At 56.2% G+C, this 22,109-nt stretch carries 21 protein-coding genes; 10 read left to right on the top strand and 11 right to left on the bottom strand.

What is annotated here, in order from left to right; genetic code table 11:
- The first annotated feature begins 121 nt into the window (after positions 1-121).
- Positions 122-2,590, top strand: coding sequence for a beta-galactosidase GalB (gene galB, locus N008_RS02515; RefSeq protein ID WP_044013498.1), 2,469 nt, complete (start codon positions 122-124; stop codon positions 2,588-2,590).
- Between the two features lie 227 nt (positions 2,591-2,817).
- On the opposite strand, the gene N008_RS02510 is transcribed toward galB, so the two are convergent.
- Positions 2,818-3,507, bottom strand: a complete 690-nt coding sequence (locus tag N008_RS02510) for a helix-turn-helix transcriptional regulator (RefSeq protein ID WP_197062935.1) — start codon at positions 3,505-3,507, stop codon at positions 2,818-2,820.
- Positions 3,508-3,764: 257 nt separating this feature from the next.
- Here N008_RS02510 and N008_RS02505 point away from each other — a divergent pair, with 257 nt between their 5' ends.
- From N008_RS02505 to dnaB, 5 genes are all read left to right on the top strand, one after another.
- Positions 3,765-4,013: a hypothetical protein gene (locus N008_RS02505; RefSeq protein ID WP_156108970.1), complete on the top strand. Its 249-nt coding sequence runs from the start codon at positions 3,765-3,767 to the stop codon at positions 4,011-4,013.
- 2 nt (positions 4,014-4,015) lie between these two features.
- The gene (locus N008_RS02500; protein ID WP_044013493.1) at positions 4,016-4,333 is read left to right on the top strand and encodes a helix-turn-helix transcriptional regulator; all 318 of its coding nucleotides are present in this window, start codon (positions 4,016-4,018) and stop codon (positions 4,331-4,333) included.
- 77 nt (positions 4,334-4,410) lie between these two features.
- On the top strand, positions 4,411-4,950 hold the full coding sequence (locus tag N008_RS02495) for a hypothetical protein (RefSeq protein WP_044013491.1): 540 nt from the start codon (positions 4,411-4,413) through the stop codon (positions 4,948-4,950).
- A 64-nt stretch (positions 4,951-5,014) separates the two neighbouring features.
- A complete protein-coding gene (locus N008_RS23505) occupies positions 5,015-5,878 on the top strand; it encodes a hypothetical protein (protein WP_044013489.1) in 864 nt (287 codons plus the stop codon).
- 70 nt (positions 5,879-5,948) lie between these two features.
- Positions 5,949-7,322: a replicative DNA helicase gene (gene dnaB / locus N008_RS02485; protein WP_052381116.1), complete on the top strand. Its 1,374-nt coding sequence runs from the start codon at positions 5,949-5,951 to the stop codon at positions 7,320-7,322.
- A gap of 15 nt (positions 7,323-7,337) precedes the next feature.
- Here dnaB and N008_RS22915 read toward each other — a convergent pair whose 3' ends face one another.
- From N008_RS22915 to N008_RS02475, 6 genes are all read right to left on the bottom strand, one after another.
- On the bottom strand, positions 7,338-8,093 hold the full coding sequence (locus N008_RS22915; RefSeq protein WP_156108969.1) for a hypothetical protein: 756 nt from the start codon (positions 8,091-8,093) through the stop codon (positions 7,338-7,340).
- Positions 8,090-9,247 carry a hypothetical protein gene (locus N008_RS22910; protein ID WP_156108968.1) on the bottom strand — a complete coding sequence of 386 codons (1,158 nt, stop codon included), beginning with the start codon at positions 9,245-9,247 and terminating at the stop codon, positions 8,090-8,092. The genes N008_RS22915 and N008_RS22910 overlap by 4 nt, the downstream gene beginning before the upstream one ends.
- Positions 9,231-9,533: an ATP-binding protein gene (locus N008_RS22215; RefSeq protein ID WP_071884467.1), complete on the bottom strand. Its 303-nt coding sequence runs from the start codon at positions 9,531-9,533 to the stop codon at positions 9,231-9,233. The genes N008_RS22910 and N008_RS22215 overlap by 17 nt, the downstream gene beginning before the upstream one ends.
- 32 nt (positions 9,534-9,565) lie before the next feature.
- On the bottom strand, positions 9,566-11,623 hold the full coding sequence (locus tag N008_RS22210; RefSeq protein WP_081910570.1) for an ATP-binding protein: 2,058 nt from the start codon (positions 11,621-11,623) through the stop codon (positions 9,566-9,568).
- Entirely contained in the window at positions 11,623-13,416 is a 1,794-nt protein-coding gene (locus N008_RS22205; protein WP_081910569.1) for an Eco57I restriction-modification methylase domain-containing protein, read from the bottom strand. The genes N008_RS22210 and N008_RS22205 overlap by 1 nt, the downstream gene beginning before the upstream one ends.
- 133 nt (positions 13,417-13,549) lie before the next feature.
- The gene (locus N008_RS02475; protein WP_197062934.1) at positions 13,550-14,137 is read right to left on the bottom strand and encodes an HNH endonuclease; all 588 of its coding nucleotides are present in this window, start codon (positions 14,135-14,137) and stop codon (positions 13,550-13,552) included.
- 201 nt (positions 14,138-14,338) lie between these two features.
- On the opposite strand from N008_RS02475, the gene N008_RS02470 reads away from it, so the two are divergent.
- The 4 genes from N008_RS02470 (at position 14,339) to N008_RS02455 (ending at position 18,126) form a co-directional block, all read left to right on the top strand.
- Entirely contained in the window at positions 14,339-14,938 is a 600-nt protein-coding gene (locus N008_RS02470) for a hypothetical protein (protein ID WP_044013484.1), read from the top strand.
- Positions 14,939-15,231: 293 nt separating this feature from the next.
- Positions 15,232-16,125, top strand: coding sequence for a hypothetical protein (locus tag N008_RS02465; protein ID WP_197062933.1), 894 nt, complete (start codon positions 15,232-15,234; stop codon positions 16,123-16,125).
- Between the two features lie 160 nt (positions 16,126-16,285).
- Positions 16,286-16,438 (top strand): YgjP-like metallopeptidase domain-containing protein, encoded by a 153-nt coding sequence (locus tag N008_RS24225; RefSeq protein ID WP_081910933.1) that lies wholly within the window; start codon positions 16,286-16,288, stop codon positions 16,436-16,438.
- Between the two features lie 230 nt (positions 16,439-16,668).
- Complete coding sequence (locus N008_RS02455) at positions 16,669-18,126, top strand: ATP-binding protein (RefSeq protein ID WP_044013479.1); 1,458 nt, start codon at positions 16,669-16,671, stop codon at positions 18,124-18,126.
- A gap of 56 nt (positions 18,127-18,182) precedes the next feature.
- Here the strand turns inward: N008_RS02455 and N008_RS22905 are convergent, their stop codons facing one another.
- From N008_RS22905 to N008_RS02430, 4 genes are all read right to left on the bottom strand, one after another.
- A complete protein-coding gene (locus N008_RS22905; RefSeq protein WP_156108966.1) occupies positions 18,183-19,595 on the bottom strand; it encodes a competence protein CoiA family protein in 1,413 nt (470 codons plus the stop codon).
- A 93-nt stretch (positions 19,596-19,688) separates the two neighbouring features.
- Complete coding sequence (locus N008_RS02440; RefSeq protein WP_044013474.1) at positions 19,689-20,060, bottom strand: hypothetical protein; 372 nt, start codon at positions 20,058-20,060, stop codon at positions 19,689-19,691.
- 145 nt (positions 20,061-20,205) lie between these two features.
- Positions 20,206-20,511: a hypothetical protein gene (locus N008_RS02435; protein ID WP_044013473.1), complete on the bottom strand. Its 306-nt coding sequence runs from the start codon at positions 20,509-20,511 to the stop codon at positions 20,206-20,208.
- Positions 20,512-20,775: 264 nt separating this feature from the next.
- Positions 20,776-22,071 (bottom strand): Y-family DNA polymerase, encoded by a 1,296-nt coding sequence (locus tag N008_RS02430; RefSeq protein WP_044013470.1) that lies wholly within the window; start codon positions 22,069-22,071, stop codon positions 20,776-20,778.
- Positions 22,072-22,109: the final 38 nt, after the last annotated feature.

The following is a 22,109-nucleotide window of genomic DNA, read 5'->3' as shown; positions in this document are numbered from 1 at the left end:
GGCGGTGTTGTGGCATTCAGGTCAACCACTGTCGGCTGCTTTGCTTACCATTCAACAACTGGAAATAGCGTAGCCCGGTCCCGGGCTGCCGAATCGTTTCGTTTCAACCCCTTTTCGTTTCATGCGCTTCTTCTCTTTTTCTCTATCCCTGCTGAGTGCCCTGAGCCTGCTGGTTCTGGCCGCTGCGGGCCCGACGGCAGCCCAGGTGCGGCAGGAAACCCTGCTGACCACCGACTGGAAGTTCAGCAAGGGCGAGCTGCCCGACGCGGCTCTGCCGGAGTTCAACGACGCCCAGTGGCAAACCGTGCGCGTGCCCCACGACTGGGCCATTTACGGCCCCTTCGATGGCAACAACGATTTGCAGGAAGTGAAAATCGAGCAGAACCAGGAGCAGAAGGCTACTCTAAAAGCGGGCCGCACCGGTGGGCTGCCGTTCATCGGCACGGGCTGGTACCGGCGGCGCTTAGCGGTGCCGGGCTTCGGGCCGGGCCGGCGGGCGGTGCTGCTTTTTGATGGGGCCATGAGCAACGCGCGCGTGTTCGTGAACGGCCGCGAGGTAGGGTTCTGGCCTTACGGCTACAACTCGTTTTCCTTCGACATCACCAGCTTTCTGAAACCCACCGGCGCCGACAACGTGCTGGCCGTGCGCCTGCAAAACCAGCCCGAAGCCTCGCGCTGGTACCCCGGCGCCGGCCTGTACCGCAACGTGCACCTCATCATCACCGACGACGTGCACATTCCGGTGTGGGGCACCTACCTGACCACGCCCGAAATCAGTGCCAGCCAAGCCACCGTGCAGCTGCGCACGCAGGTAGCCGGCGCGGGCTCGGCCGCCAATCTGCGGCTGGAAACCGAAATCCGCGATGCGGCCGGCCGGGTCTTGACCACCACTTCCACGCCGCTGGCGGCGGGCGCGGCGGCCGTGGAGCAGCGCCTGCTGGTGGCGGCTCCCAAACTCTGGTCGCCGGAAACGCCGGTGCTCTACACGGCTTCCTCGAAGCTGTTTGCCGGCGAAACGCTGAAGGATACGTACGTGACGCGCTTCGGAATTCGCTCTTTCAAGTTCGAGGCAAACAAGGGCTTCTCCCTGAACGGGCAGTTGCGCAAGTTCCGGGGCGTGTGCAACCACCACGACCTGGGCCCGCTGGGCGCGGCCGTGAACGTAGCCGCGCTGCGCCGTCAGCTCACGCTGCTCAAGGATTTGGGCGCCGATGCCATCCGGACCACCCACAACATGCCGGCTCCGGAACTGGTGAGCCTGGCCGACGAACTGGGCTTCATGCTGATTGTGGAGTCGTTTGACGAGTGGAAAAAGCCCAAGGTGAAGAACGGCTACAGCCAGTACTTCGACGAGTGGGCCGAAAAGGACCTGGTGAACATGGTGCACCGGGACCGAAACCATCCGTCGGTTATTCTATGGAGTATCGGCAACGAGGTGCCCGACCAGTGGGCGCCGGGCGGCGTGGCCATAGCCAAGCGCCTCCAAGACATTGTGCACCGCGAGGACCCCACGCGCCCCGTCACGGCCGGCATGGACCAGTTTGATGCGGCCGTGAACAACGGCTTTGCCGCGCTGCTCGACGTGCCGGGCTTCAACTACAAACCCAACCGCTACCTAGAAGCCCGCGCCAAGTTGCCCCAGGGTTTGATGCTGGGCTCCGAAACGGCTTCCACGGTGAGCAGCCGGGGCGTGTACAAGTTTCCGGTGGAGCTGGCCAAGCAGAAGAAGTACCCCGACAACCAGTCGTCGTCGTACGACCTGGAATCATGCGTGTGGTCGCAGACGCCCGACGAGGAGTTTGTGATGCAGGATTCGCTGCGCTACGTGCTGGGCGAGTTCGTCTGGACCGGGTTCGACTACCTGGGCGAGCCCACGCCCTACGACGAGGCCTGGCCGTCGCACAGCTCCTACTTCGGCATTCTGGACCTGGCAGGCCTACCCAAGGACCGGTACTACCTCTACCGGGCCCGCTGGAACCCCGCGCCCACGCTGCACCTGCTGCCCCACTGGACCTGGCCTGGTCGCGAAAACCAGACCACGCCTGTGTTCTGCTACACCAACTACCCCGAGGCCGAGCTGTTCGTGAACGGCCAGAGCCAGGGCCGCCGCCGCAAAACCACCACCGGCTCCCCGCAGGCCCGCTACCGCCTGATGTGGAACGACGTGAAATACGCGCCCGGCACCCTGAAAGTGGTGGCCTACGATGCCGCTGGCCAGCCCGTAGCCACCGAAGAAGTACACACCGCCAGCGCCCCGCACCACATCCGCCTCACCACTGACCGCGCCACCCTCCGCGCCGATGGTGAGGACCTGGCCTACGTGACGGCCCGCGTGGAGGACGCCCAGGGGAACCTCTGCCCCGAAGCCACCAACCAGCTGCAGTTTGCCGTGCGCGGTGCCGGCCGGTTCCGGGCCGCGGCCAACGGCAACGCCGCGAGCCTGGAGTTGTTCCACGAGCCGCAGATGAAGGCGTTTCAGGGCCAGCTGGCGGTGCTGGTGCAAGCCATCGATAAAGCCGGCAAAGCGCAGCTGGAAGTCAGCAGCCCCGGCCTGAAAAGCGCCGTGCTGAAGCTGAAGACAGCGAAGTAGGGGAGGCCGAACACCAGCGGCTGTTAAAGCAAAAAGCCTGAAAAACTGCATCTGGGGCCAGATTTGCAGCTTTTCAGGCTTTTTGGACTTGTATTCTAGTACCCGGAGCCGGGGTACTCGCAACTACTTTCGGAAAGCTCCTAACTTCCTGATTTACTTTCCATTAACTCCGCGTTTCAGAGTAGGCAGTAAGGTCTTGGTGACAGTATTGGTGACAGCGCTGAGTTTTACTCGTTTTCGCCCATCAGTTTCACGTCGTAGCGGGCCGCCACGTCCAGCAGCAGGTTGCGCAGCTGCTGCGAGTCCTGCGCCAGCATTTCCATCAGCACCAGCATCCGGTCATAAGCCTCGTCCCGGTTGGCCGGGATGCTGCGCGTGAGCAGCGCCTGCACGTGCCAGATTTCCCGCACGTCCTTCTGCGGCAGCACAAACGGGTCGTAGTAGCGGTTGTCGGAGAGCAGCTCCAGCGGCTCGTTTTTCTTCACCGGTCCGCGTAACCGTTTTACCGTCACCAGCTCGTCGGTAATCACCACGTACACATGCTTTGGCTGAATCAAATCCAGCCGCTCCGTAATGGTGGCAATGACCAAATCGCCCTGGTTGATGATCGGCTGCATGCTGTCCCCGGCTACCTCAAAAGCCCGCACCGTGCGGCCTTTGTAGCCCGGCACGCTGATGGTGTCCAGTGGGACGGATGCTTCCTGGCCTTGGGCCCGCGCCAGCATATAGCCGCCCTGCGCCTTAATGCCCCACACGCTGATAAGCTCCTCGCCGCTGGCGTCCACGGCCACGGCGTAGGGGATGCCCGGATACGCCGCCGCCGGCGCCGGGGCTGCCGGCTCGTCCCGTACCATCGGCCCGTCCCCGCGCATCAGCCACTCGGCGCTCAGCTCCGGAAACTGGTTGAGGATGTCCATTAAAGTTTCGTAGCCGGGCTTCGACTTATTCTGGACCAGCTTGTACAACTTTTGGGGACCCTCGTAGCCTAGTTTCGCCGCCAGACTATAGGCAGAAAGGCTATAATGCTGCAAAATAGCGCTGATACGGTCCCCGACTTGCATTTCTTGTGCCACTATTTTTGCTGTTTTGGTGTAAACTTTTGTTGCACAAATCAAGTTTGTTCGCCAGGTTTGTACGACTAAGGTCTAAACAAAGATACAAAACAGCAAACAAAATGGAACAATTGGCAAAGAAGATTTCGGAACTGCGGGCCACTTTGCCCAAGCGCAACGACTACGCTCGCCGCACGGTCGAGTATCTGGCCGCCCGGGGTCAGGAGTTTTCCAAGCAGCAGGTCTACAACGTACTCAGCGGCCGCTACCATAACGCCGACGTGGCCGAGGCCTTTATCTGCGTGGTGGAAGAGGAGCGCAAGCGCATTGCCGACCTGGAGAAGCGCGTCACCAAAGTCACCGCCGCCTAGCCATGCAGCACGCCATCCTGGTTTCCGAACAAGAGTGGCAGCAGCTGCTCTCCGACGTGCAGGCTCTGAAAGCTGCCACCCCCGCGCCACCCCCGCCCGCGCCCGACCGCATCCTCACGGTCCGGGAAGCTGCCACCTTCCTGCGCCTCACCCCCGAAGGCCTGCGCAAAGCCCGCCGCAAGGGCCGCGTGCAGGGCGTACGCATCAACGAGAAGTCCTGGGGCTTCCGCCTTTCCGAGCTCGTGCGCTACCTGCGCCGCTACCACCGCCTGCCCCTGGAAGGGGAGGAGGCAGCGGCGCTGCTAGTCCCGGCCGCCTAGTCGTTTTCATCGTCTACCCGCGCCAGCGCTTATCGGCCCCTGCGTGCCGTGGCTACCCGGTGTCAATCTATTCTGCTATGTCCCCGCTACTGCCCGTTGTCGGCCCCGACAACCCCGCCCTTCAGTCTCTTATCACCGTACAGAAGGCCAAAATCAGGGAAGGCCAGCTCACCTGCGAGTTCACTGAGCAGCGCACCGCCAACGCGCCACCCCGCGCCTTCGCCCTGACCTGCCACGAGCCCGTCCACCCCGACCTGCTGCACTGCCTCACCCGCCTGGTGCCCCACCTCTGCCTGCTCACCGAGCAGCTGCCGGAAACGCCTGATTTCTGGCCCGACGAGGCCGAGGAGCTGCCCGCGCTGTTTCGTCCCTTCGCCGTCACGGGCTTCTCGCTCAGCAGGGCCGGCGCCGGCATCACCCTCATCGGCCGCCGCGAGCTGGCCGGCGGCAAAGTGCTCAACCTCACCAGCCCTCACGTGGCCTTCGACGACGAAACCCCCGACGCCTATTCCTACGCCGGCCTGCTTGAAACCGCCGTGCAACAAACCATAGCCGAAGTCGAAGCTGCCCTGCGCGGCAAGTGCGCCCCCGACCGCCAGCTGCTTCTAAGCTTTTAGCTGATAGCTCCTGGTTTTTGAACGACGCTAACGGCTAACAGCCAATAGCTAACAGCTCACCTCGATGAAACTTCCGGCTATCCAATTCTACCCCGGCGACTGGCACAAAGACCAGGGCGTGCAGGCCCTGGACCTCGCACAGCGTGGGGCTTGGTTTGAGTTGCTGCTGATGATGCATGACTCGGACGAGCGCGGCGTGCTGCTCGTCAACGGCCAGCCCATGCCCGATGCCGTCATAGCCCGCCGCCTGGGTTTGGATAACCAAACCGCCAACCAAATTCTAACCACCCTGCTAACCTTCGGCGTGGCCAGCCGCCGCGAGTCCGACGGCGCGCTGTTCTGCCGCCGCATGGTCAAAGATGAGAAGCTGCGCCGGGTACGCACGGAGGCGGGTAAAAAGGGCGGTAACCCCCATTTGCTTAACCAAAAGCCCAAGCAAAAGGCAACCACCCGGGTTAAGCAAATTCCAACCCCTTCATTTTCATCTTCAACTACATCTTCAATAATAGAGAGAGAGGTGGCTGACGCCACCCCGCCCGCGCCCCTCGTTGAAGAAATGAGGAAGGAGAAGTCCGCTAAAAAACCGGCTGACGCCCGGAAGAAAGGGCCCGCGGCGCCGCCCTCGCCCGCCGAGGTCCAGGCCTTTGCCACCGAACAGTTCCCCGCCAGTTCCGACGCCCAGACCGAAGCCGCCGCCTTCTGCGACCACTACGAAAGCAACGGCTGGCGCGTGAGCGGCAAAAACCCCCATGGCCGACTGGCGCGCTGCCTTCCGCAACTGGATGCGCCGCCGCCCCCAGTTCCAGGCCACGGCCGCCGCCCGCACCGGCACCGGCCCACCTGCCCCGGCCCGCGCCCGCACCGCCCCCAAATCCCCCGATCCCGCCCGCTGGAGCTAGGTTTTTGGCTATTAGCTGATGGCTGTTAGCTGTTAGCTCCGCCCCCAATATCCTGACCAGTAAAAAAAGCTAACAGCCATCAGCCAACAGCCATCAGCTATGCAAGCCAACAGCCAACAGCTATCAGCTAACAGCTATAAAACGCCGCCCCAGGCTCTGGACCTGGAAGCCGCCGTCCTGGGCGCGGCGCTGCTCGAAGCCAGTGCCCAGCGCACCCTGCTCGTCACCCTGCCCACCGAGGACGTGTTCTACTCCGCTGCGCACCGGCAGGTCTACCTGGCCATCCGCGACCTGGTGCAGCAGGGCGAACACGCCGACCTGCTTACCGTGGTGGCCCAGCTGCGCCACCGCGGCACGCTGGCACGCACCGGCGGCCCCGCCTTCGTGGCAGGTCTCACCAGCCGCATCAACTCCGCTGCTCACTTCGAAACCCACTGCCGCATCCTGCTGGAGCAGTACGCCCGCCGTGTCATCATCGGCGCCGGCACCGAGCTGACCGCCTACGGCTACGACGACACCCGCGACCCGCTGGCGCTGCTGGCCATCGCCCAGACCCATCTCACCAGCCTGCACCGCACCCTCGAAACCCGCCCTGGCCAGACGGCCGCCGCCGCTTTCGGCCCCGCCTTCGACCGCCTCGCGCAGTCAGTCGGCCAGCACGGCCTCACCGGCATTCCTACCGGCCTCACCCAGCTCGACGGCCTGACCGGCGGCTGGCAGCCGGGCGACCTGATCATTCTGGCGGCCCGGCCCGCCATGGGCAAAACGGCCGCTTTGCTGCATTTCGCCCGCACCGCCGCCCTCGAACACGGCCACCACACCGCCATCTTCAGCCTCGAAATGCCCACCCTGCAGCTCATGCAGCGCATGATTGCCAGCGAGGTGCCCGGCTACTCCAACTCCGACCTGCGCCGCGGCAACCTCCCCGGCGGCCTGGAGCAGGTGGCGCACATCCGCGAGCAGGCCCGGCGCCTCCACACCCACGGCCACGCCCTGCACCTCGACGACACGCCCGGCTTGAGTATTCAGCAGCTGCGCGCCAAGTGCGCCCGCCTCCACGCCCAGCACCCCCTGAGCCTGGTGCTGGTCGACTACATCCAGCTCATGCGCGGCGACACCAAAGGCAACCGGGAGCAGGAGGTAGGCAGTATCAGCCGCAGCCTCAAGGAGCTGGCCAAGGAGCTCAACGCCCCCGTCATTGCCCTGTCACAACTCAGCCGCGACGTGGAGAAAAGGGGAGGGGAGAAGCGCCCGCTGCTCTCGGACCTGCGCGAGTCCGGCAGCCTGGAGCAGGATGCCGACTGCATCATCTTCCTCTGGCGCGGCGAGTACTACAGCATCGCCGAGTACGAGGACGGTACCCCCACTGCTGACACTGTGCTGTTCGACGTAGCCAAGCACCGCAACGGGGCTACGGACGAGGTGATTGTGGCTTGCTCGATGCGGAGAGGTGTGTTCACAAATCTTATTTAATTATTTCTGTCTGCATTAATCCAAAATTTTAGGAAAGAAAAATGGCATCAGGTCAAGTGGGGCAGCAGCGGAACGGTTCATCCAGTTATCCTGAATTTTTAAGAAATAGGGCTTCCAGAATCTCTCTTGCGCCTCTTCTATGACTCTCTGGTATTCGTCATCTTCTCTCAAAGTTTGCCATTGTTTAGCATAGTAATTAGCAAAAACAAAGTCAATGGCAAGTATTATATCGAGAGGTGGATGGGGAAGTCGTGGAGATTCTAAAAGTAAGTGAGAACCATAAAAATCAGGATTGATATTTTCCCATACCTTTTTCCCTCCGTACTGCCAATGATAACGAGGATGAGCAAATTTACTAGCCGTTGGACCCTTAGAGTTTTTTGGCGGATGACTATCTAGGTGCCAAGCGCAGTATATGGACTCAGGTTCTTCACCCGGCAAATCAGTTACTACAATATTCACTTCCAAATCTTTGATAGGGTCTTCAACGGTACCTGCATCAATGAATGTGCCGCTAGCTTCTATAGACAAAACGACTTTGTAATTCTTAACTGTAACCGGATGAACTTTATCTAATTCTGCAATTTTTAATGTTTGGGATGGAAAGGAAAAATCTTTAAGCTCATATTCCCATAATTTGAGCTTACTGGAGATTCCGTGACAATATCCTGCTAAGCCATCTATTTCATCCCATTCAAAAGCCGGAACAGCTTTGCGTAAAGAAGTTACTAATTTTCTGAGCGATGAAGCGTAGTTACCACCTGATTTCATTTTTTTAATGCAGCTAATGTGGTGGCTTTATCATCATCAAAACGTTCAATATCTAATGGGTCAATGTCAATGCGATTCGCTTCTGTGCTGCCGTCTAGCTTGCCATGCAGGGATAAGTATTGAGTTAACTGCCATGGGTATAGCTGCCTATTTACAACGTACCCATTTCGAGGGTCTAGAGGCTTTCTGGTGATTTGGCAGACAGTCCAAAATGCTTTCGACTTAGTCCACTCAATGCCCTGAGCAGGTTTATAATCATCACGCTTTAGTGAACTATTGATAAATGCGACACGCTGTTCTGCTGTTAATTGCCTAAGTACACCGGGAGACTTTGGCATATTTTGCCAATCCTTTTCAACTATGGGCATCCACCAGCATGGCCACCCATACGCAAAAGCACCTGTGTAGCGTGCATTAGGAAACAGTTCAGTCGCTGCATCATCAAAATTAGGCACTTCCCTTATATCCAACCCTAACCGTGCAGCCAAAATCTCACTAGATACTAATGCACTATTTGGTATATTTAGCAACTGCCGGTGTATAAAGCGAGCTTGATCGAATATTGACGATTCTGAAAGCGGCTTAGTAATAGGGTATAAAAGCCGTGGGTCAAGTTGTGAAACGAACTCAACAGATTTTTGCAATAATGTAGCTGCCCTCTCAACTCCTTCTACATTACATGACCTGATCATTTCGTATCCATCGACTAAGGCGACCATCTTGCGCGCTTTCTCGGTAGCGTAAGGCAAATCATTACCAGCCAGCTTTTCCTTATAAACTGTTAAGTCAAACAGGTCGTGGCTAGTATCGTCTGGCCAATATGATATGTTTAGTTTAATATCATTTGACCATAGAATAAGCGGAAGTACAGGGAAGTCTTTTTCAGCAGCCCTAGTATGGATCTCTTGGACAAGCGCCGGAGCCCTATAATGGGCTTTACTTCCTGGCCCGTCGAGGCGTAGGTCTAGCAATAGCCCAGAATATTCGTTATCTACAATACTGCGCTTAAGATTATCGACCTCTTCACTGAAAATGTCGGGCAAGCTTGGCTCAATTAAGAGTCTAGCTTCAGCGCCACTCAGGTTGTTTCGAAATGATTCTGTTGATGTTGTCTCTTCGTCATCGACGCAGAGGTACTTAACTGTTTGATTCATCAGGTAGATATGAAGGAAACTCAACTCTAAAGCAAGTAGTGTAGCCAGAAGGCGCAGCAGAAAGAAAAACCTCACCGCCGTAAACAGCGACAGTGTCAGAGACAATTTTTAATCCTAAACCACTGCCTTGCGCTTCTTCAGCATAAGTACTATCTCTACTAGCAGGGGATGCAGTTGTAAAAAACGCGTTGAAGATTCTGTCACGAATGGCTTCCGGGATGCCATCCCCATTGTCAGCAAACTCTAAGAAAACCCTATTACCCTCCGCACCAACACGAAGTAGCATTCGGCCCTCTGTTCCAGCGCGTTTAATAGCTTTTAATGAGTTGGAGTAAAAATTAAAAGTAAAGAGTTGATTTCAGATGCATGCATTGGCGGAGTAAACAATTCGTATCCAAGCGGTTCAAATTCAAATGTGATACCGGAACGTTTAATACTTGCTCCCATAGATTCTTCAAATTGCCTGCCTACTGCTCGTAAGTTTTGAGGCACTAACTCCCGACTAGCGTTACTGGCAATAGTTTGGTAGAAGAAATTCAAATAGCCACGTAATCGACTTATGTTAGAACCCAAGTGGTCGAATGCCTTTTGTTCGCGTGTTCCATTTACTAATAACTCCCCTAGTGAGTCTGCATTCTGCTGTGCAGATCCTAATACGTGAACTATTTCATGTGTAAATTCACCAATTAGCAGTCCGAGACTTGCTAACACCCGCAACATCTGATTCTCTTGTATTAATAAATGAGCCCTAGAAGCAGCGTCATCCAATACATCTGCGACTTTTACAAGCTCGTCCAATTCGGCTTGTTGAGCTGCCACAGCGACTTCAAGCTTCTCGAAAGTATCTATAACGCTAACAATGCTATCAGTTTGGTTTTCTTTCGTTCTATGATTGCTTTGCTCTTTCAGTCTCTCTCGGGTAATAGCAACAGTATTCCGTATTTTATCGGCAGCTCCTTTTAAAGTTTCCGCAGGGCTCTCATTATCCTTGTTTTTCCAATTCGTTTGTCCAGCAGTCTGCTTCTTATTTCTCGATTCAGCAATTCTAAGAATACCAGCTGTAAGCACACCATAAGCAAACTTCTGTAACTCTTTAAATGCATCATTTTCAATCAATCCCTCCCTGCTGGCTCTTTCTTCGAAAATATGACCTTTAATATCGTTAAGCTCAATAAGGCCTATGAAATTGCTGTTTGCATGGGCAGGCAAGAAACGCCTCGCAGCATACGAAGCATCTAGCTCTAACCAGTCGTTGTCCCGGTCTCCATATGGCGATACTCGAAAGCCATTGCGGAAGATACGGATTCCACCCTGCTGTCTGCCAATTTCTTGGAGCGTGCTAAAAAGCAATTTTGGAAACAAATCATTATTCCATATATAGTAGTACGCCTTAAGGCTAACATTGCGTAGATACTGAAAGGGTATCTTGTTTTCGCGGTCTAATCCTATATCAGAGGTTTCTTCAGAAATACCTAGTTTTTTAGACTCTATTGACCAGATTCCATGCCCTTTTTCATCAACATAGCCTTCAATTACGCCTAACGCGTTTGCAAAAATCGTTTCATCCTTCGATGCAACAACTGTTTCCTTCTCCCCACTTTGATGTATTAATTCAACGTCAAACCTGCCTAACTCCCCAGGGTGTACCTTTGAGTTACTTGAAAGCGAAGGAATCTTAAACTTAGTAAGCGCATAAGGCTGTAGTAGCTCAGAAACATATCTATAGACGCGTCGTTGTTCGGCATTGCTCCATGCTTCGCGAAGATTTTTAATAAACAGAATTGTGCCAAATGGCAATTCCTTATCAATCTCTTCTACACGACTAGTTATAGTGCTCAAATCGCGGCCAGCACGAAACGACTCCCAATTTACGGTTACTCTGAGGGCCTTAGCAGAGCTTTCCGTTTGGGTTGTTAATATCAGCTCCTCCCCAAGCCGTTGCACCGCAAAGCGTCCAATTCCTTTTTTTCCTGCACGGCGACGATGATAACGTTCAGACAAAGGATTAATCAACTTGTCATTAGATGACAGGCGCATGAATCCGTTCAATAGCTGCTCGCGTGTCATCCCGAGCCCATTGTCTTCAATTCTTAATGTTCCTCCTGGAGTATCGGTATTGTTAAATACGATTCTTACTTCTGTAGCGTCAGCATCATAAGCGTTTTTGATTAGTTCAGCTACAGCAGTCTCCTGCTTTCCAACTAGTTCTTGCCCCAAACGGCTTATTATACCAGCATCAATTGTGAACCGAACATTGTCGGTATCCAACCGTGCGATTTTATTAGTTAATTCCTGAATAAGGTCAACATCAGGTGGAACCACATTTACTGCAGTTATTAACTCGGACTGTAATTGCTCCAGTGATGTATTGCTCATTAGTCTGTAGTTGGGCTTCGGTCACCACGACGTATTTTCCTTAAGGTCCTTAGTCCCAGGTCTAATACGGCTACCTCTTCTGTAGTCAAAAGACCATATTCGATTAGGAACTGGTCTGCGGCCCTTCTTGCTTCAGCAACATGACCTTCCCGCAGAAGGGTATCAATCTGGTCAAAAACAGGGCTGGCATCTGCATGGGCCGGAGGAAGCAGAAGACCAATTCTACCCGCTTCTGATGGCTCAAGTTTAAGTGCGCCAGATCCACAACTACGGCCTGAAATCTCAGCAGATAATTGACTAAATGTGCTTTGTAAGCTCACAGCAACATGCTGTTTTACAAATTCATGCGTAAACAAAGTGCTTTCAAATTGTATACGATACACTGTATTAGTGCAAGTTGCCTGTGCGGGGTTTAGAACCAACATTGGCCCATGCCAATTCATGCAAGAGAAGAAACCATCAGGAGTATGCTCTTGTGCAATTTGGTGCCAAGGCTTTCGCTTCGCGAAAGTGCGATTTGCCGCAATGTTTTCCTTAGGGTAGGTATTTAAGTAGCGTGAAATATAATACGATATCCGCTTGTCTTTATAACAGTTAGTATTTAATAACAAGCACTTGACATCATCATTCACGAGCTGGTTTAAATCCTCATCTGTGACTTGCAAACCACGAAAGTGAGCTTGCCGCGCAATAATGGGGCGCAATGCTTTTTTTGGAATCTTCAACTTAGTGGCTTGTGACGACTTCAGAACAAAAAACGAGTTGTCACCTGTCACCAGCCCTATCCTGATTTTTACTAGTGTTCCAAGATTTGTGTATGACGGAACATGACAATGGCTGTCATAGGCCCTCATTACTGCCTCAGGAAGCAATAGTCTATTGGCTTCTTGGTCCCACTCAAATCCCGTAGGCAGCTTATCCGTCCACGCTTGAATTGTGTTTTTTAACTCAGGCAGAGTTGCTACCAATGCCAAACGCATTAGTTCTCCTGACTGTCCTCTAGCCTTTGGCTTATAATCCTCACAGAGTAATATAATGCTACTCTCCTCTGTGCCTTCATTAAGAAAGATTCGCTGTTCAAGCATTACTGCTAGGGTGCGGCTGAACTGCTCCGAAATAATGGCCCGGAGAGGAGCGGCATAATCTGCATAAATGAAACTTCCAGGCAGAATCCAAGCCATTCGTCCCCCTGTATTCAAGAATTGCAGACTATGCGCCAAGAAGAAAGTCCATAAGCTACCCTTATTATTTAGGGATTCGCCATTGGGTAAGAGCACCTTTGAAGCCGACTCCCGTTGACTTGGTAACATATTATGCCAAGACACATATGGGGGATTTCCTATCACAGCGTCAACACTGTTTACTTGGAAATCTGAGGGCACTACACCTAGAAAGTCTTTCAGCTTGAAATTCTGTTGGGCTGTTGAACCCTCAAGCAGTTTAACTAAATAATCAAATGCATTGGGGTCTACATCGCATCCTAGAAGCTGGCCGTGAGGATTTTCAGCACCCAAGGAGCCCAGTTGATTGAGTGCTGCCTCGAGGAAGCCACATCCACCAAAGCTCGGTTCAAGAATAATGTCGTTAGCATTACGAATACTCCACTCAGCTAGCAGTTGAGCAGCAGCATCCGGAGTATAGAAAACCCCTTTGCGCTTTTTATCAGATAGGTCACGTTTACTAGGTGGCAAAAGGTCTAAGGCATCGCCCGAGGGTGGGGACGAAATTTCAACCACAGGTATTTCCACCTGGGGTAGTTCATCATGTACATTTGTTTGGGGTGGAACAAGCACTCTTGGAAGTAAGCTAAAAGGCGGTTATAATCAGAAAGCGGCGTTTCCCGGCCTGCTTTAGGTAGGCACATAAGTGCGCTAAGTTACGAAAAAGCCGCCTCTGCTCTAGTCTGCTATGCTTATTAGATAGAATTCAACCTGTGCTAGGTATATGCTGCGCCGCCAAGTTCTCCAGTCGTGGCCACCACGACCGCACCTTCGGCAGCCGCAGCGGCTGCCCGTTGAAGCGCTGCACGCCGTAGTCGTGCCCGCCCAGTTCCCCGAACCCCTCGGCCACGCGTACCCGGTAATCTTTATCAATCCAGAACAGGTGCCGGTCGAAGGCGCGGGGCAGGTTGGGGCACAGCGCCAGCTCATTCCCGATAGTATCATCCTGGCTCACCGACCACGGCACAATGTGGCAGGCATCCAGCAGCGGTGCCGTTCCCGTGGTGCTCACCAGCTGCAGCCCCGACACCGCGCACGTCGATTGATACGCCTGCAGCACCTCCCGCAAAAACACGCCGCTGCGCTCCGCCAGGGCTGTTTCATCAGCTACGTCCACCGCGCGGTTGTACAAGGCCGCCGGCTCATCCAGCCGTTCCAGATCTGCCCGTGGCCGGAAGTAGTTGCGCGTAAGCGGGAAGTAGCGCCCCAGCAATGCCTGCCGGATTTCCTCCCTTGGCGCCGGCTGCTGCACCAACTCCCACAGCGCCGCATCCAACGAGTCGCATTTTATCACGTCCCGCAGATGCCTGAAGCTACGCACCGACTTTAACGACGTGCGCCGTGCTCTGGATGACAAATGTCTCGACTATCTAAACAGCTTCTTTGTAGACGCGTCGTGATGTGAAAACCGATGAGTAGCTTGCCGTAAATCGCAGACCTTTCTACAGCGAATTAACTAGTTGATTTTCTCCCAATCTAACCCCCAATTCAGTATATGAAAAAGCTCTTGCTGCTACCCGCGTTGGTTGTTTCAACTGCTGCCTTTGCCCAGAATACGGGCGGTACCGCCAAGCCGGTGAACTGTGCCGCAGTGCAAACGGAGAATGCGGCCCTCAAAGAGAAAATCGTGGCCTACGAAGCCCGCCTGGGTATCAACGGCACCGTGAACACCATTAACGGCAACGACAAGCTCACCGCTACCTTTATCTCCTGCAAAGCGTCAAAATCAACCCACAAGGCGGTATTCACCTTCATGATTCGCAACACCGATGAGCCCATTGACCTCATCATCTGGGCCGACCAGAATGCCTGGGGCAGCGCGGGTAGTAAATCAACGGTTCTCGACCAGGAGGGCAAGAGCTTCCCCATCGAAAGCATGACCATTGGCACTACGCGGGTAGGCTATGGTCTGGGCCCTGCGCGGGTTCCTTCCAAAGCCCCCGTGCAAGGCTCGATAGAGGTAAGTAACGTGCCGCTGTCCACCACCAACCTCAACGCGGTGCTCCTGGCATTCGGCAAGACCATCCCCGGCATGGATACCAAGACGCAATTCGTTTCCGGCTTCCAGAACGTTCCCGTTACCTGGGTGCCATAACCCGCCCGCCGCATCCAGTGCCGCCAAGACCCTGCCTGAACAGGTAAACCCAGGCACACAACCCAGTCGCCCATGCCCCCTCGATAGCTCCCTGGCCGCTTTGCCGCCCCGGTAGCTGCCAGGGAGCATGGGCGACTGGTGCTGTAGGGAGGAACCTTATTGTGGGTAGTGAGAAGGCCAGGCAAACCTTTATTCGTTGCGGTGGCCGTGATACACAGCCTGAATATGGGGTATAGTGCAAAGGTTTTATATAAAATACAATATATTTAGTTTAGCTTATACTCGCCTTACCTATGAAACACGTTCTACTTTCCTTGCTGTTAACCCTGCATGTGCTAGCCGCCGCCGGCCAGACTTCCAGCTACCGGGCCCGGTTTCGGTACATCCTTACCCAGGATAGAATAACTGCCCTCCAGAAGGGTTGCCCTTCCTTGATCGTGACGGATGCCCTGGGGCAGACCGCGTATCAGTTCTGCTCCAAAACTCCTTCCCGGTTCCTGTTCTTCAAACGGCAGCCCCGTCTCAGAACGCTGGTCACCAACGACAAAGGTACCCTCCTGCTGGATCCCTGGAGTATTACCGACGATAAAATCAACGAGCCGTGCACTCCGCGCGCGAAACCGGAAGATGCCGTGACGGATGAATGCCTTGGCCAAACCGGCATCATCAATGCGGCCATCGACAACGACCTGCGCATTCAGCTGCCCAAGCGTACCCGCGTCGGCGACCCCACCATTTCCATGTGGCTGCCCTATCAAACCTGGCTGTTTGGCGTCAACGCCATCGGGCTCAAAGTCCGCCCCCGCGTCACCGACGATCTGGACAGCACCTACACCCGCAGCGTCACCTCCGGTAACTTCAACCTGGGCCTGAACGTCGGCTATTCGTTTGGGTGGACCCAGTTCACCCACCGCTCCACCAACAGCTATTCCATTACCCCCGGCTTCAATCTGGGCTTCTCAGGTGTTGCCATAAGCAAGGAGCCATTGAAGCAGAAGCTAAAAACTGATTTCATCCCGAGCAATCTGGTGCTGTCACCCGCTTTCAGCCTGATTGGCGCCCGCAACGACATTGGCATCATCTTCACCGTTGGCAAAGACCGTATGTTCGGCAAATACGCCGACAAATGGCTGTACCAAAACAAGTGGTTTTGGGGGCTAGGCGTTTCCGCCGGCCTTAAATTATAGAGGTGCTGCTGTTGCTCGCTGCCTACGGTATCGCCTAGTAGCTGGCAGGGGTGTCCGAGGCCTGGGCCCGTAAGCACTTGGGTAGAGTAGAGGGGGAGGCGGGTTATTCGGGAGCTTCGTCGCCCGTCTTGCAGAGCTTTCAGCCTTCCGAAGATGCCGGCTGGCTCGCCAAAGCATCAAATGCTCCCGCAGCTTCAGCCAGTGTCTCCGCCTTATCGAACCCAACCACTCCCGACGCTTCTACCGCCGCCTCGCTACAATCCTGCCTGATTGGAAACACCGCAAGGAGAGGCTGGAAAAAGCTTTGACATAAGTTTTCACGGGCATATTTGGCCCGTCCGTGCCACCTACACACATAAAACGGTTGTAAGTCTTCTCCATCCAGTATTTCAATAATGTGGATAACCTTGTCCCGTGCAATCAGCTTATGAATGGTTATGCTGTTTTCAGGTCCCATTTCTAGCTGAAGACGCGTAAATTCGCTTCCCAACGCGCTTTTCTTATGAAGCGCTATGAAGCAAACCACCTAGCAAGTCCAATTACGTGCACGAAGACCATTCTCCTTTCCGCAGCCTTCTTGACCGCCTCCTGAAGCTGGGAGAGCGGGAGTGGGTTGAGTTCAAGGTAAACAACACCAACCCCGACGAAATCGGCAAGCGCCTCTCGGCCCTGGCCAACGGAGCCCGCCTCCACGGGCGGGAATGCGGCTATCTGGTGTATGGGGTCCAGGATGCGCCGATTGCCGTAGTCGGGACGGAGTTCAGCCCCCGCACCGCCAAGAAAGGCAACGAGGACCTGGAAATGTGGCTGAGCCGGATGCTGGACCCACGCATCGATTTCCGGATTGTCGAGTTCGAATACGATGGCTACGCCATCGTTATGTTTGAGATACCGGCTGCCGAAGACCGTCCCGTTCGCTTTCAAAATGAGCCCTACATCCGCGTAAACAGCATAACCAAGCCCCTTCGTGAGTATCCCGACAAAGAGCGTAAGCTCTGGCACACGCCCGCCCGGCAGGTGTTTGAGAAGGGTGAAGCCGCTGGCCAGCTCAGTGCCGATGAAGTAATTCAGCGCCTTGATGTCCAGTCTTACTTCGAGCTCATCGAGCAACCCCTGCCCCGCACGCAGACGGCTATTCTCGATAAACTCATTCATCAGAAGCTGGTCACTGCGCGCACCGGTAGCTATGGCATCACGAATCTGGGTGCCATTCTCTTTGCGCGCCGACTCTCCGATTTTGAAGGCCTGGAACGTAAGGCCGTGCGGGTAATCGTGTACGATGGGCCCAGTAAGCGCAGCAAGACCCTGCGCGAACAGCCCGGCGTGAAAGGATACGCCGCTGGCTTCAAAGGGCTGATAGAGTGGATCAATAGTCAGCTCCCAGCCAATGAGCTCATCGGGCAGGCGCTTCGCCAGGAAGTACGGCTTTATCCAGAGCTGGCCATTCGCGAGTTGGTAGCCAACGCTCTGGTACACCAGGACTTTGCGCTTACAGGCACTGGCCCACTGGTTGAAATCTACTCCGACCGCATCGAAATTACCAACCCCGGCTTACCCATTATCGACCCGCTGCGCTTCATCGACGAAAACCAGTCTCGCAACGAGCAGCTGGCTTCTCTCATGCGCCTGGCACACATCTGTGAGGAGCGTGGTAGTGGCATCGATAAAGCGGTGGGGGAAGTGGAGCTATACCAACTGCCTCCACTGGAGTTTTTGCCTACCGAGAAGCACACCAAAGTAGTGCTGTTTGCCCCGCGCCCACTAGAGAAGATGGATAAAAGCGAACGAGTGCAGGCAGCCTACCAGCACTGTTGCCTGCTCTATGTCATGCGCCAGAAGATGACCAATCAGACCCTGCGCACCCGGCTCAATATCGCCGACGAGGCGTACAGCACCGCCACGCGCATTCTCAACGATGCCTTGGCGGCTAAACTCATCAAATACGACGAACCCGAGGGTGCCTCTCGCAAGCATGCTCGTTACATTCCCTTCTGGGCGTAGTTTAAATATACCGGGCCTCCGGGTGATTCAGAACATCCATATCCACCTCCAGGAATTCAGTTTTCTGAATCCGGTTGGCGTTGATGAGGCTGTTCCTTAATCTGGCGCAACTGATTTTTTCGTGCAGCAACATCTCCGATTTCCTGGTCAATTGCTGCTGCAGCTGCCCTGATTCCGTCGAGAGTATGCTGTTGTTCTTTTGCTCGGCTTCTAACGCTTGCTGCCTGGCGTTCAAGATTTGCTTCCGCTCGGCTGAGCTCTGCCTCCTCAGCTCCAAGAGCATTTGCTTCTCGGTCAAGGCGGATGCGCTCAGCGGCCCGCCCTGCCCGCTCGATTGATAGCTGGAGCTCTGCTGCGTGTAGCTCTGCTTCCGTTGTCTGATTATCTCGGCTCCATTCAGCTTTAGCTCGTGCCACTCGTTCCTTGAGGTAGCTACCGACTCGAACAAGCTGCTCTTCTTTCGCTCGAATCCACTGCTCCAGAGCTGCTTCCTCCGCAGCAAGCGCTGCTGCATCCCGCTGGTATTCGGCCTCGATGTCTGCGAGTTGTAAACGAGCAACTCCAGCTGCTTGCTCACTACGGTCTCGAAGTTGCTCGCCAAGCTCTGCTGTAACTGCTCGATGTGCTTCCGTTGCGACAGCAAAGTCAGCTGCTCCCAGGCTTTTTCTAATTCCGCGTATTGCCGCACCAAGCCAGAGCGCGCGGCACCGGTAAGATTCGGGTTGTTCAGAAAGTCCGCCTTCGTTTCCAGCAGGTAGTTGACTTCCCGCTCCAGGTGCGGGTTGGGTGGTGGCAATGGGGGTAGTAAACTGCTCACGGTTGTATAGCCAGGATGTATGCTGGGTGGAGGTGAAGAGGCCTTCAATATCCTCTGGAGTGAATGTTTTGGGGATGTAGATTTCGATGGTATCTATACCCAGCCGCCGAATCTTCATCAGCTTGGCCTCATTCACGGCGTGCGTAGCGCACAGCTCAATCAGCAGAACGGGCTTTTTTTCAGCGTTCAGAAACAATACATCCGGCCGTACCAGCAGCTCCCGTGTTCCTTCCTGGTCATCAAAAGGCCGTTCCGAGCTTCTCTCCCAGCGGACACGTCCGTGCTGATCCTCGTAGATGTTGCGTTCGATGAGTACCTCATGCGCTTCCACGAACCGCGTCGCCTGCAGTTGGTGCCGCTGCCAGCCAGCCAGCGCATACTGGTACACGGAGGGTACTTTCACGCGCGCCAGCCGCTGCAAAATTGATTTGGCTAACTGGTGGCGGTGCGTTTCGGTGGAATATGTGCAGCGGTTATCCTGCACGCTGTAACGTGGATGGTGCTTGAAGTGCGGCTGATTAACCAGTCCAATATGGGCGACCAGCTCCCGGCCGCATCCTATACAGAAATAGCCATTAGCGCCACTCTGAGCTAGTGCAATAGAAATTTCTAGGCCGTTTGCATCTAAAGCTCGGTCGCACTCAGTAGCCATTGTTCTTTAAAATAATCCGCGAAGACAGAATCCTCACGGTGTAGCTAGACAATAGGTTGTGAAGATACTGATTGCGGCTTTTCAAGCAATACCTCACGCCCGCTTCCGCTGCTGCCGCTCCCGCAGCTGCGCCCAGCACCACACCATGGCCTCAAACGCCTCAGCCGACAGGGTCACCACCGAGTACCGCACCCGGTCCCGCAGGATGTAGTCCTGCATCGAGTCGTGGTGGCCCTGCCGGCGCAGCTCCGCCGCCTGCCCGGGCGGCAGCACCACCGCCAGCTTCACCTGGTAGCCGCCGGTGGGTGTGGTCAGCACCGTAATGCGCCGGTTGTGCAGCCGGCGGGTGTAGCACGGGCGCCGCTCGTAGTGGGTAGGCGTGCCCGGTAGCTCGGCTGGCGGCTGCAGATACGCTTTGCGCCGGGCGCGGCCGCTGGCCGCGGCAGAGGTTTTGTTTCGCTTCATGGGAGTGGAGTACTGAAAATGAAGAAATGCCCGGCCGGACAACGTCCGGCCAGAGTGCCTTGAAAATCCGTAGCCGGTCAACCGGAAGCCCCGCCAACCGGCCCCAACCGCCCGCAACGGCCGGCCATAGGTGGCTGCCCACAATTCAGGCCACCACCTGCGCATATTCCCAGCCCTCATCGGCCTCCCCGTTGGCCCGTGCCAGTGCCAGCCGCACGGCCGCCGACAACGCCGTGGCCCCGGTCAGCTCCGCTTCCAGCGGCAACTGGCGGAAGTACAGCTTCACTACGTATTCCACCAATGCCGCCGTAGCCGGCCGCTGGTCCAGCAGGTGGGGGAGGGACGCCCGCCATTCCGGCGCCAGCCCCGGCCGCAGCAAAACGATTTCTCGCCCCGGGCCCGTCCGGGCATCCACCACCTGAGCGGCCACTACAAAAGTCAGTTCGTTCATAATCCGTTGTTCGTCGACCAGGCCACTGCGCCCGGCCGCCGCTACTGTGTGGTTGAGATAGAGTTATCAGTTACCAATGAGTTGTTGAGGTGAGTCAGACTCCGCAGTACTTCGACGTTCGGTAAAGCGTAGCCGATAAGTTGTCAGCAGCAATCCGTCCAAACCGACTTGAAGCCAGAAGCTTGCAGCTTATGGCTTGTGGATGACGGCTTGCAGCTTGTGGCTTATAGCTTGCAGCTAATGGCTCCCAGCCTGCCGCTTCCTTCAGCACCGCACCGTCCACAGCTCCCCCCAGTTAGTCGTAAACGCCGGGCTTTTCGCGTCCCGGCGCATGGCCCAGGCCGGCTGCTGGCCCGGCCCGGCTACCGCTGCGGCCACCTTCACCTTCCCGGCTCCAAACCGCCCGTTCAGCGCATCCATAGCCCGCATCAGGTTGGCCCGCTCCGGCTTGGCGCCCACGTCCCCGAACAAGGTGGCCTGCGCCCCGGTCCCGGCCCGCTCCAGCCCGTCCAGCACCACGCCGGCCTTCACGTACCGCTTGCCCGGCCGCCAGATGCGCTCCAGACCCTTGCGGGCCACCTGCGCCAGCGTCAGCGTGTCGTCGGTGGCCACCAGCATAGTCAGCTGCGCCGAAAACGAGTAGGGGGGAGGCAGCTCCGCAAAACGGCTCGTCTCCACGAATACCGTCAGCAGCCGCGCTGCCAGGCCCTGCCGCCGCAGCTTTTCCCCGGCCCGCGTAGCGTGACTGGCCACGGCCCCGGCCATGTCCGCCAAGGCCGTTACCGGTTGCCCAAACGAGCGGGTGCAGGCCAGCGACTTGCGCGCTTCGTCTTCCACCACCAGACCTGCGCATGGAAAGCCCCGCAGCTCGTGCAGCAGTCGGGCCCCCACCACGCCGCCCAGGTTCTTGCGCGCCCAGGCGTCGCCCACGCCCGCCAGCTGTGCGGCCGTGCGCACGCCCACCGCGTGCAGCTTCGCCGCCGACCGCCCACCCACGCCCCACACGTCTTCCACTGCCACCCGCGCCAGGGCCTCGCGTCGCTCGGCTTCGCCGTCCAGCACCAGCACCCCGTCCCCGCGGCCGCCCACGAATTCGGTCTTGGCCAGCCGGTTGGCCAGCTTGGCCAGGGTCTTGGTCGGCGCCACGCCCACGCAGGTCGGAATGCCCGTGCGCTGCCGCAGCGCCCCGCGCACCTCGCCGGCCCAGCGGCCCAGGTCGAAGTGCCGCGTCATGCCCGCCAGGTCCAGAAACGCCTCGTCAATCGAGTACACTTCCACCGCCGGTGCCGTCTGCTGCAGGTACCACATCACGCGCCGGCTCATATCCCCGTACAGCTCGTAGTTCGAAGAGCACACCACCACGCCGTGCTGCTCCAGCAGCCCCCGCACCTGAAAATACGGGTCGCCCATCTTCAGCCCCAACGCCTTGGCTTCCTGCGACCGGGCAATAACGCACCCGTCGTTATTACTCAACACCACCACCGGCCGCCCTTCCAGCTCCGGCCGGAAAACCCGCTCGCATGAGGCGTAGAAATTATTACAGTCAACAAGCCCGAACATGATTCATTGGTTGAATTGCTGAATGGTTGGATTGCTGA

Source organism: Hymenobacter sp. APR13 (assembly GCF_000737515.1).
Classification (GTDB): domain Bacteria; phylum Bacteroidota; class Bacteroidia; order Cytophagales; family Hymenobacteraceae; genus Hymenobacter.
The sequence above is the reverse complement of the archived record's forward strand: the minus strand, read 5'-3'. Positions and strand labels throughout refer to the sequence as shown.

Excerpts from the sequence above, each read along its gene's own strand:
- N008_RS22215 (WP_071884467.1), bottom strand. The coding sequence starts at position 9,533 with ATGCTACTTCGTGTTGGTGCGGAGGGTAATAGGGTTTTCTTAGAGTTT.
- galB (WP_044013498.1), top strand. The coding sequence starts at position 122 with ATGCGCTTCTTCTCTTTTTCTCTATCCCTGCTGAGTGCCCTGAGCCTG.
- N008_RS02500 (WP_044013493.1), top strand. The coding sequence starts at position 4,016 with ATGCAGCACGCCATCCTGGTTTCCGAACAAGAGTGGCAGCAGCTGCTC.
- N008_RS22910 (WP_156108968.1), bottom strand. The coding sequence starts at position 9,247 with ATGAATCAAACAGTTAAGTACCTCTGCGTCGATGACGAAGAGACAACA.
- N008_RS02440 (WP_044013474.1), bottom strand. The coding sequence starts at position 20,060 with ATGAAGCGAAACAAAACCTCTGCCGCGGCCAGCGGCCGCGCCCGGCGC.
- N008_RS22210 (WP_081910570.1), bottom strand. The coding sequence starts at position 11,623 with ATGAGCAATACATCACTGGAGCAATTACAGTCCGAGTTAATAACTGCA.
- N008_RS02435 (WP_044013473.1), bottom strand. The coding sequence starts at position 20,511 with ATGAACGAACTGACTTTTGTAGTGGCCGCTCAGGTGGTGGATGCCCGG.
- N008_RS02510 (WP_197062935.1), bottom strand. The coding sequence starts at position 3,507 with ATGGACATCCTCAACCAGTTTCCGGAGCTGAGCGCCGAGTGGCTGATG.
- N008_RS02465 (WP_197062933.1), top strand. The coding sequence starts at position 15,232 with ATGAAACACGTTCTACTTTCCTTGCTGTTAACCCTGCATGTGCTAGCC.
- N008_RS02470 (WP_044013484.1), top strand. The coding sequence starts at position 14,339 with ATGAAAAAGCTCTTGCTGCTACCCGCGTTGGTTGTTTCAACTGCTGCC.
- N008_RS22905 (WP_156108966.1), bottom strand. The coding sequence starts at position 19,595 with ATGGCTACTGAGTGCGACCGAGCTTTAGATGCAAACGGCCTAGAAATT.
- N008_RS23505 (WP_044013489.1), top strand. The coding sequence starts at position 5,015 with ATGAAACTTCCGGCTATCCAATTCTACCCCGGCGACTGGCACAAAGAC.
- N008_RS02505 (WP_156108970.1), top strand. The coding sequence starts at position 3,765 with ATGGAACAATTGGCAAAGAAGATTTCGGAACTGCGGGCCACTTTGCCC.
- dnaB (WP_052381116.1), top strand. The coding sequence starts at position 5,949 with ATGCAAGCCAACAGCCAACAGCTATCAGCTAACAGCTATAAAACGCCG.
- N008_RS02430 (WP_044013470.1), bottom strand. The coding sequence starts at position 22,071 with ATGTTCGGGCTTGTTGACTGTAATAATTTCTACGCCTCATGCGAGCGG.
- N008_RS22915 (WP_156108969.1), bottom strand. The coding sequence starts at position 8,093 with ATGAAATCAGGTGGTAACTACGCTTCATCGCTCAGAAAATTAGTAACT.
- N008_RS02495 (WP_044013491.1), top strand. The coding sequence starts at position 4,411 with ATGTCCCCGCTACTGCCCGTTGTCGGCCCCGACAACCCCGCCCTTCAG.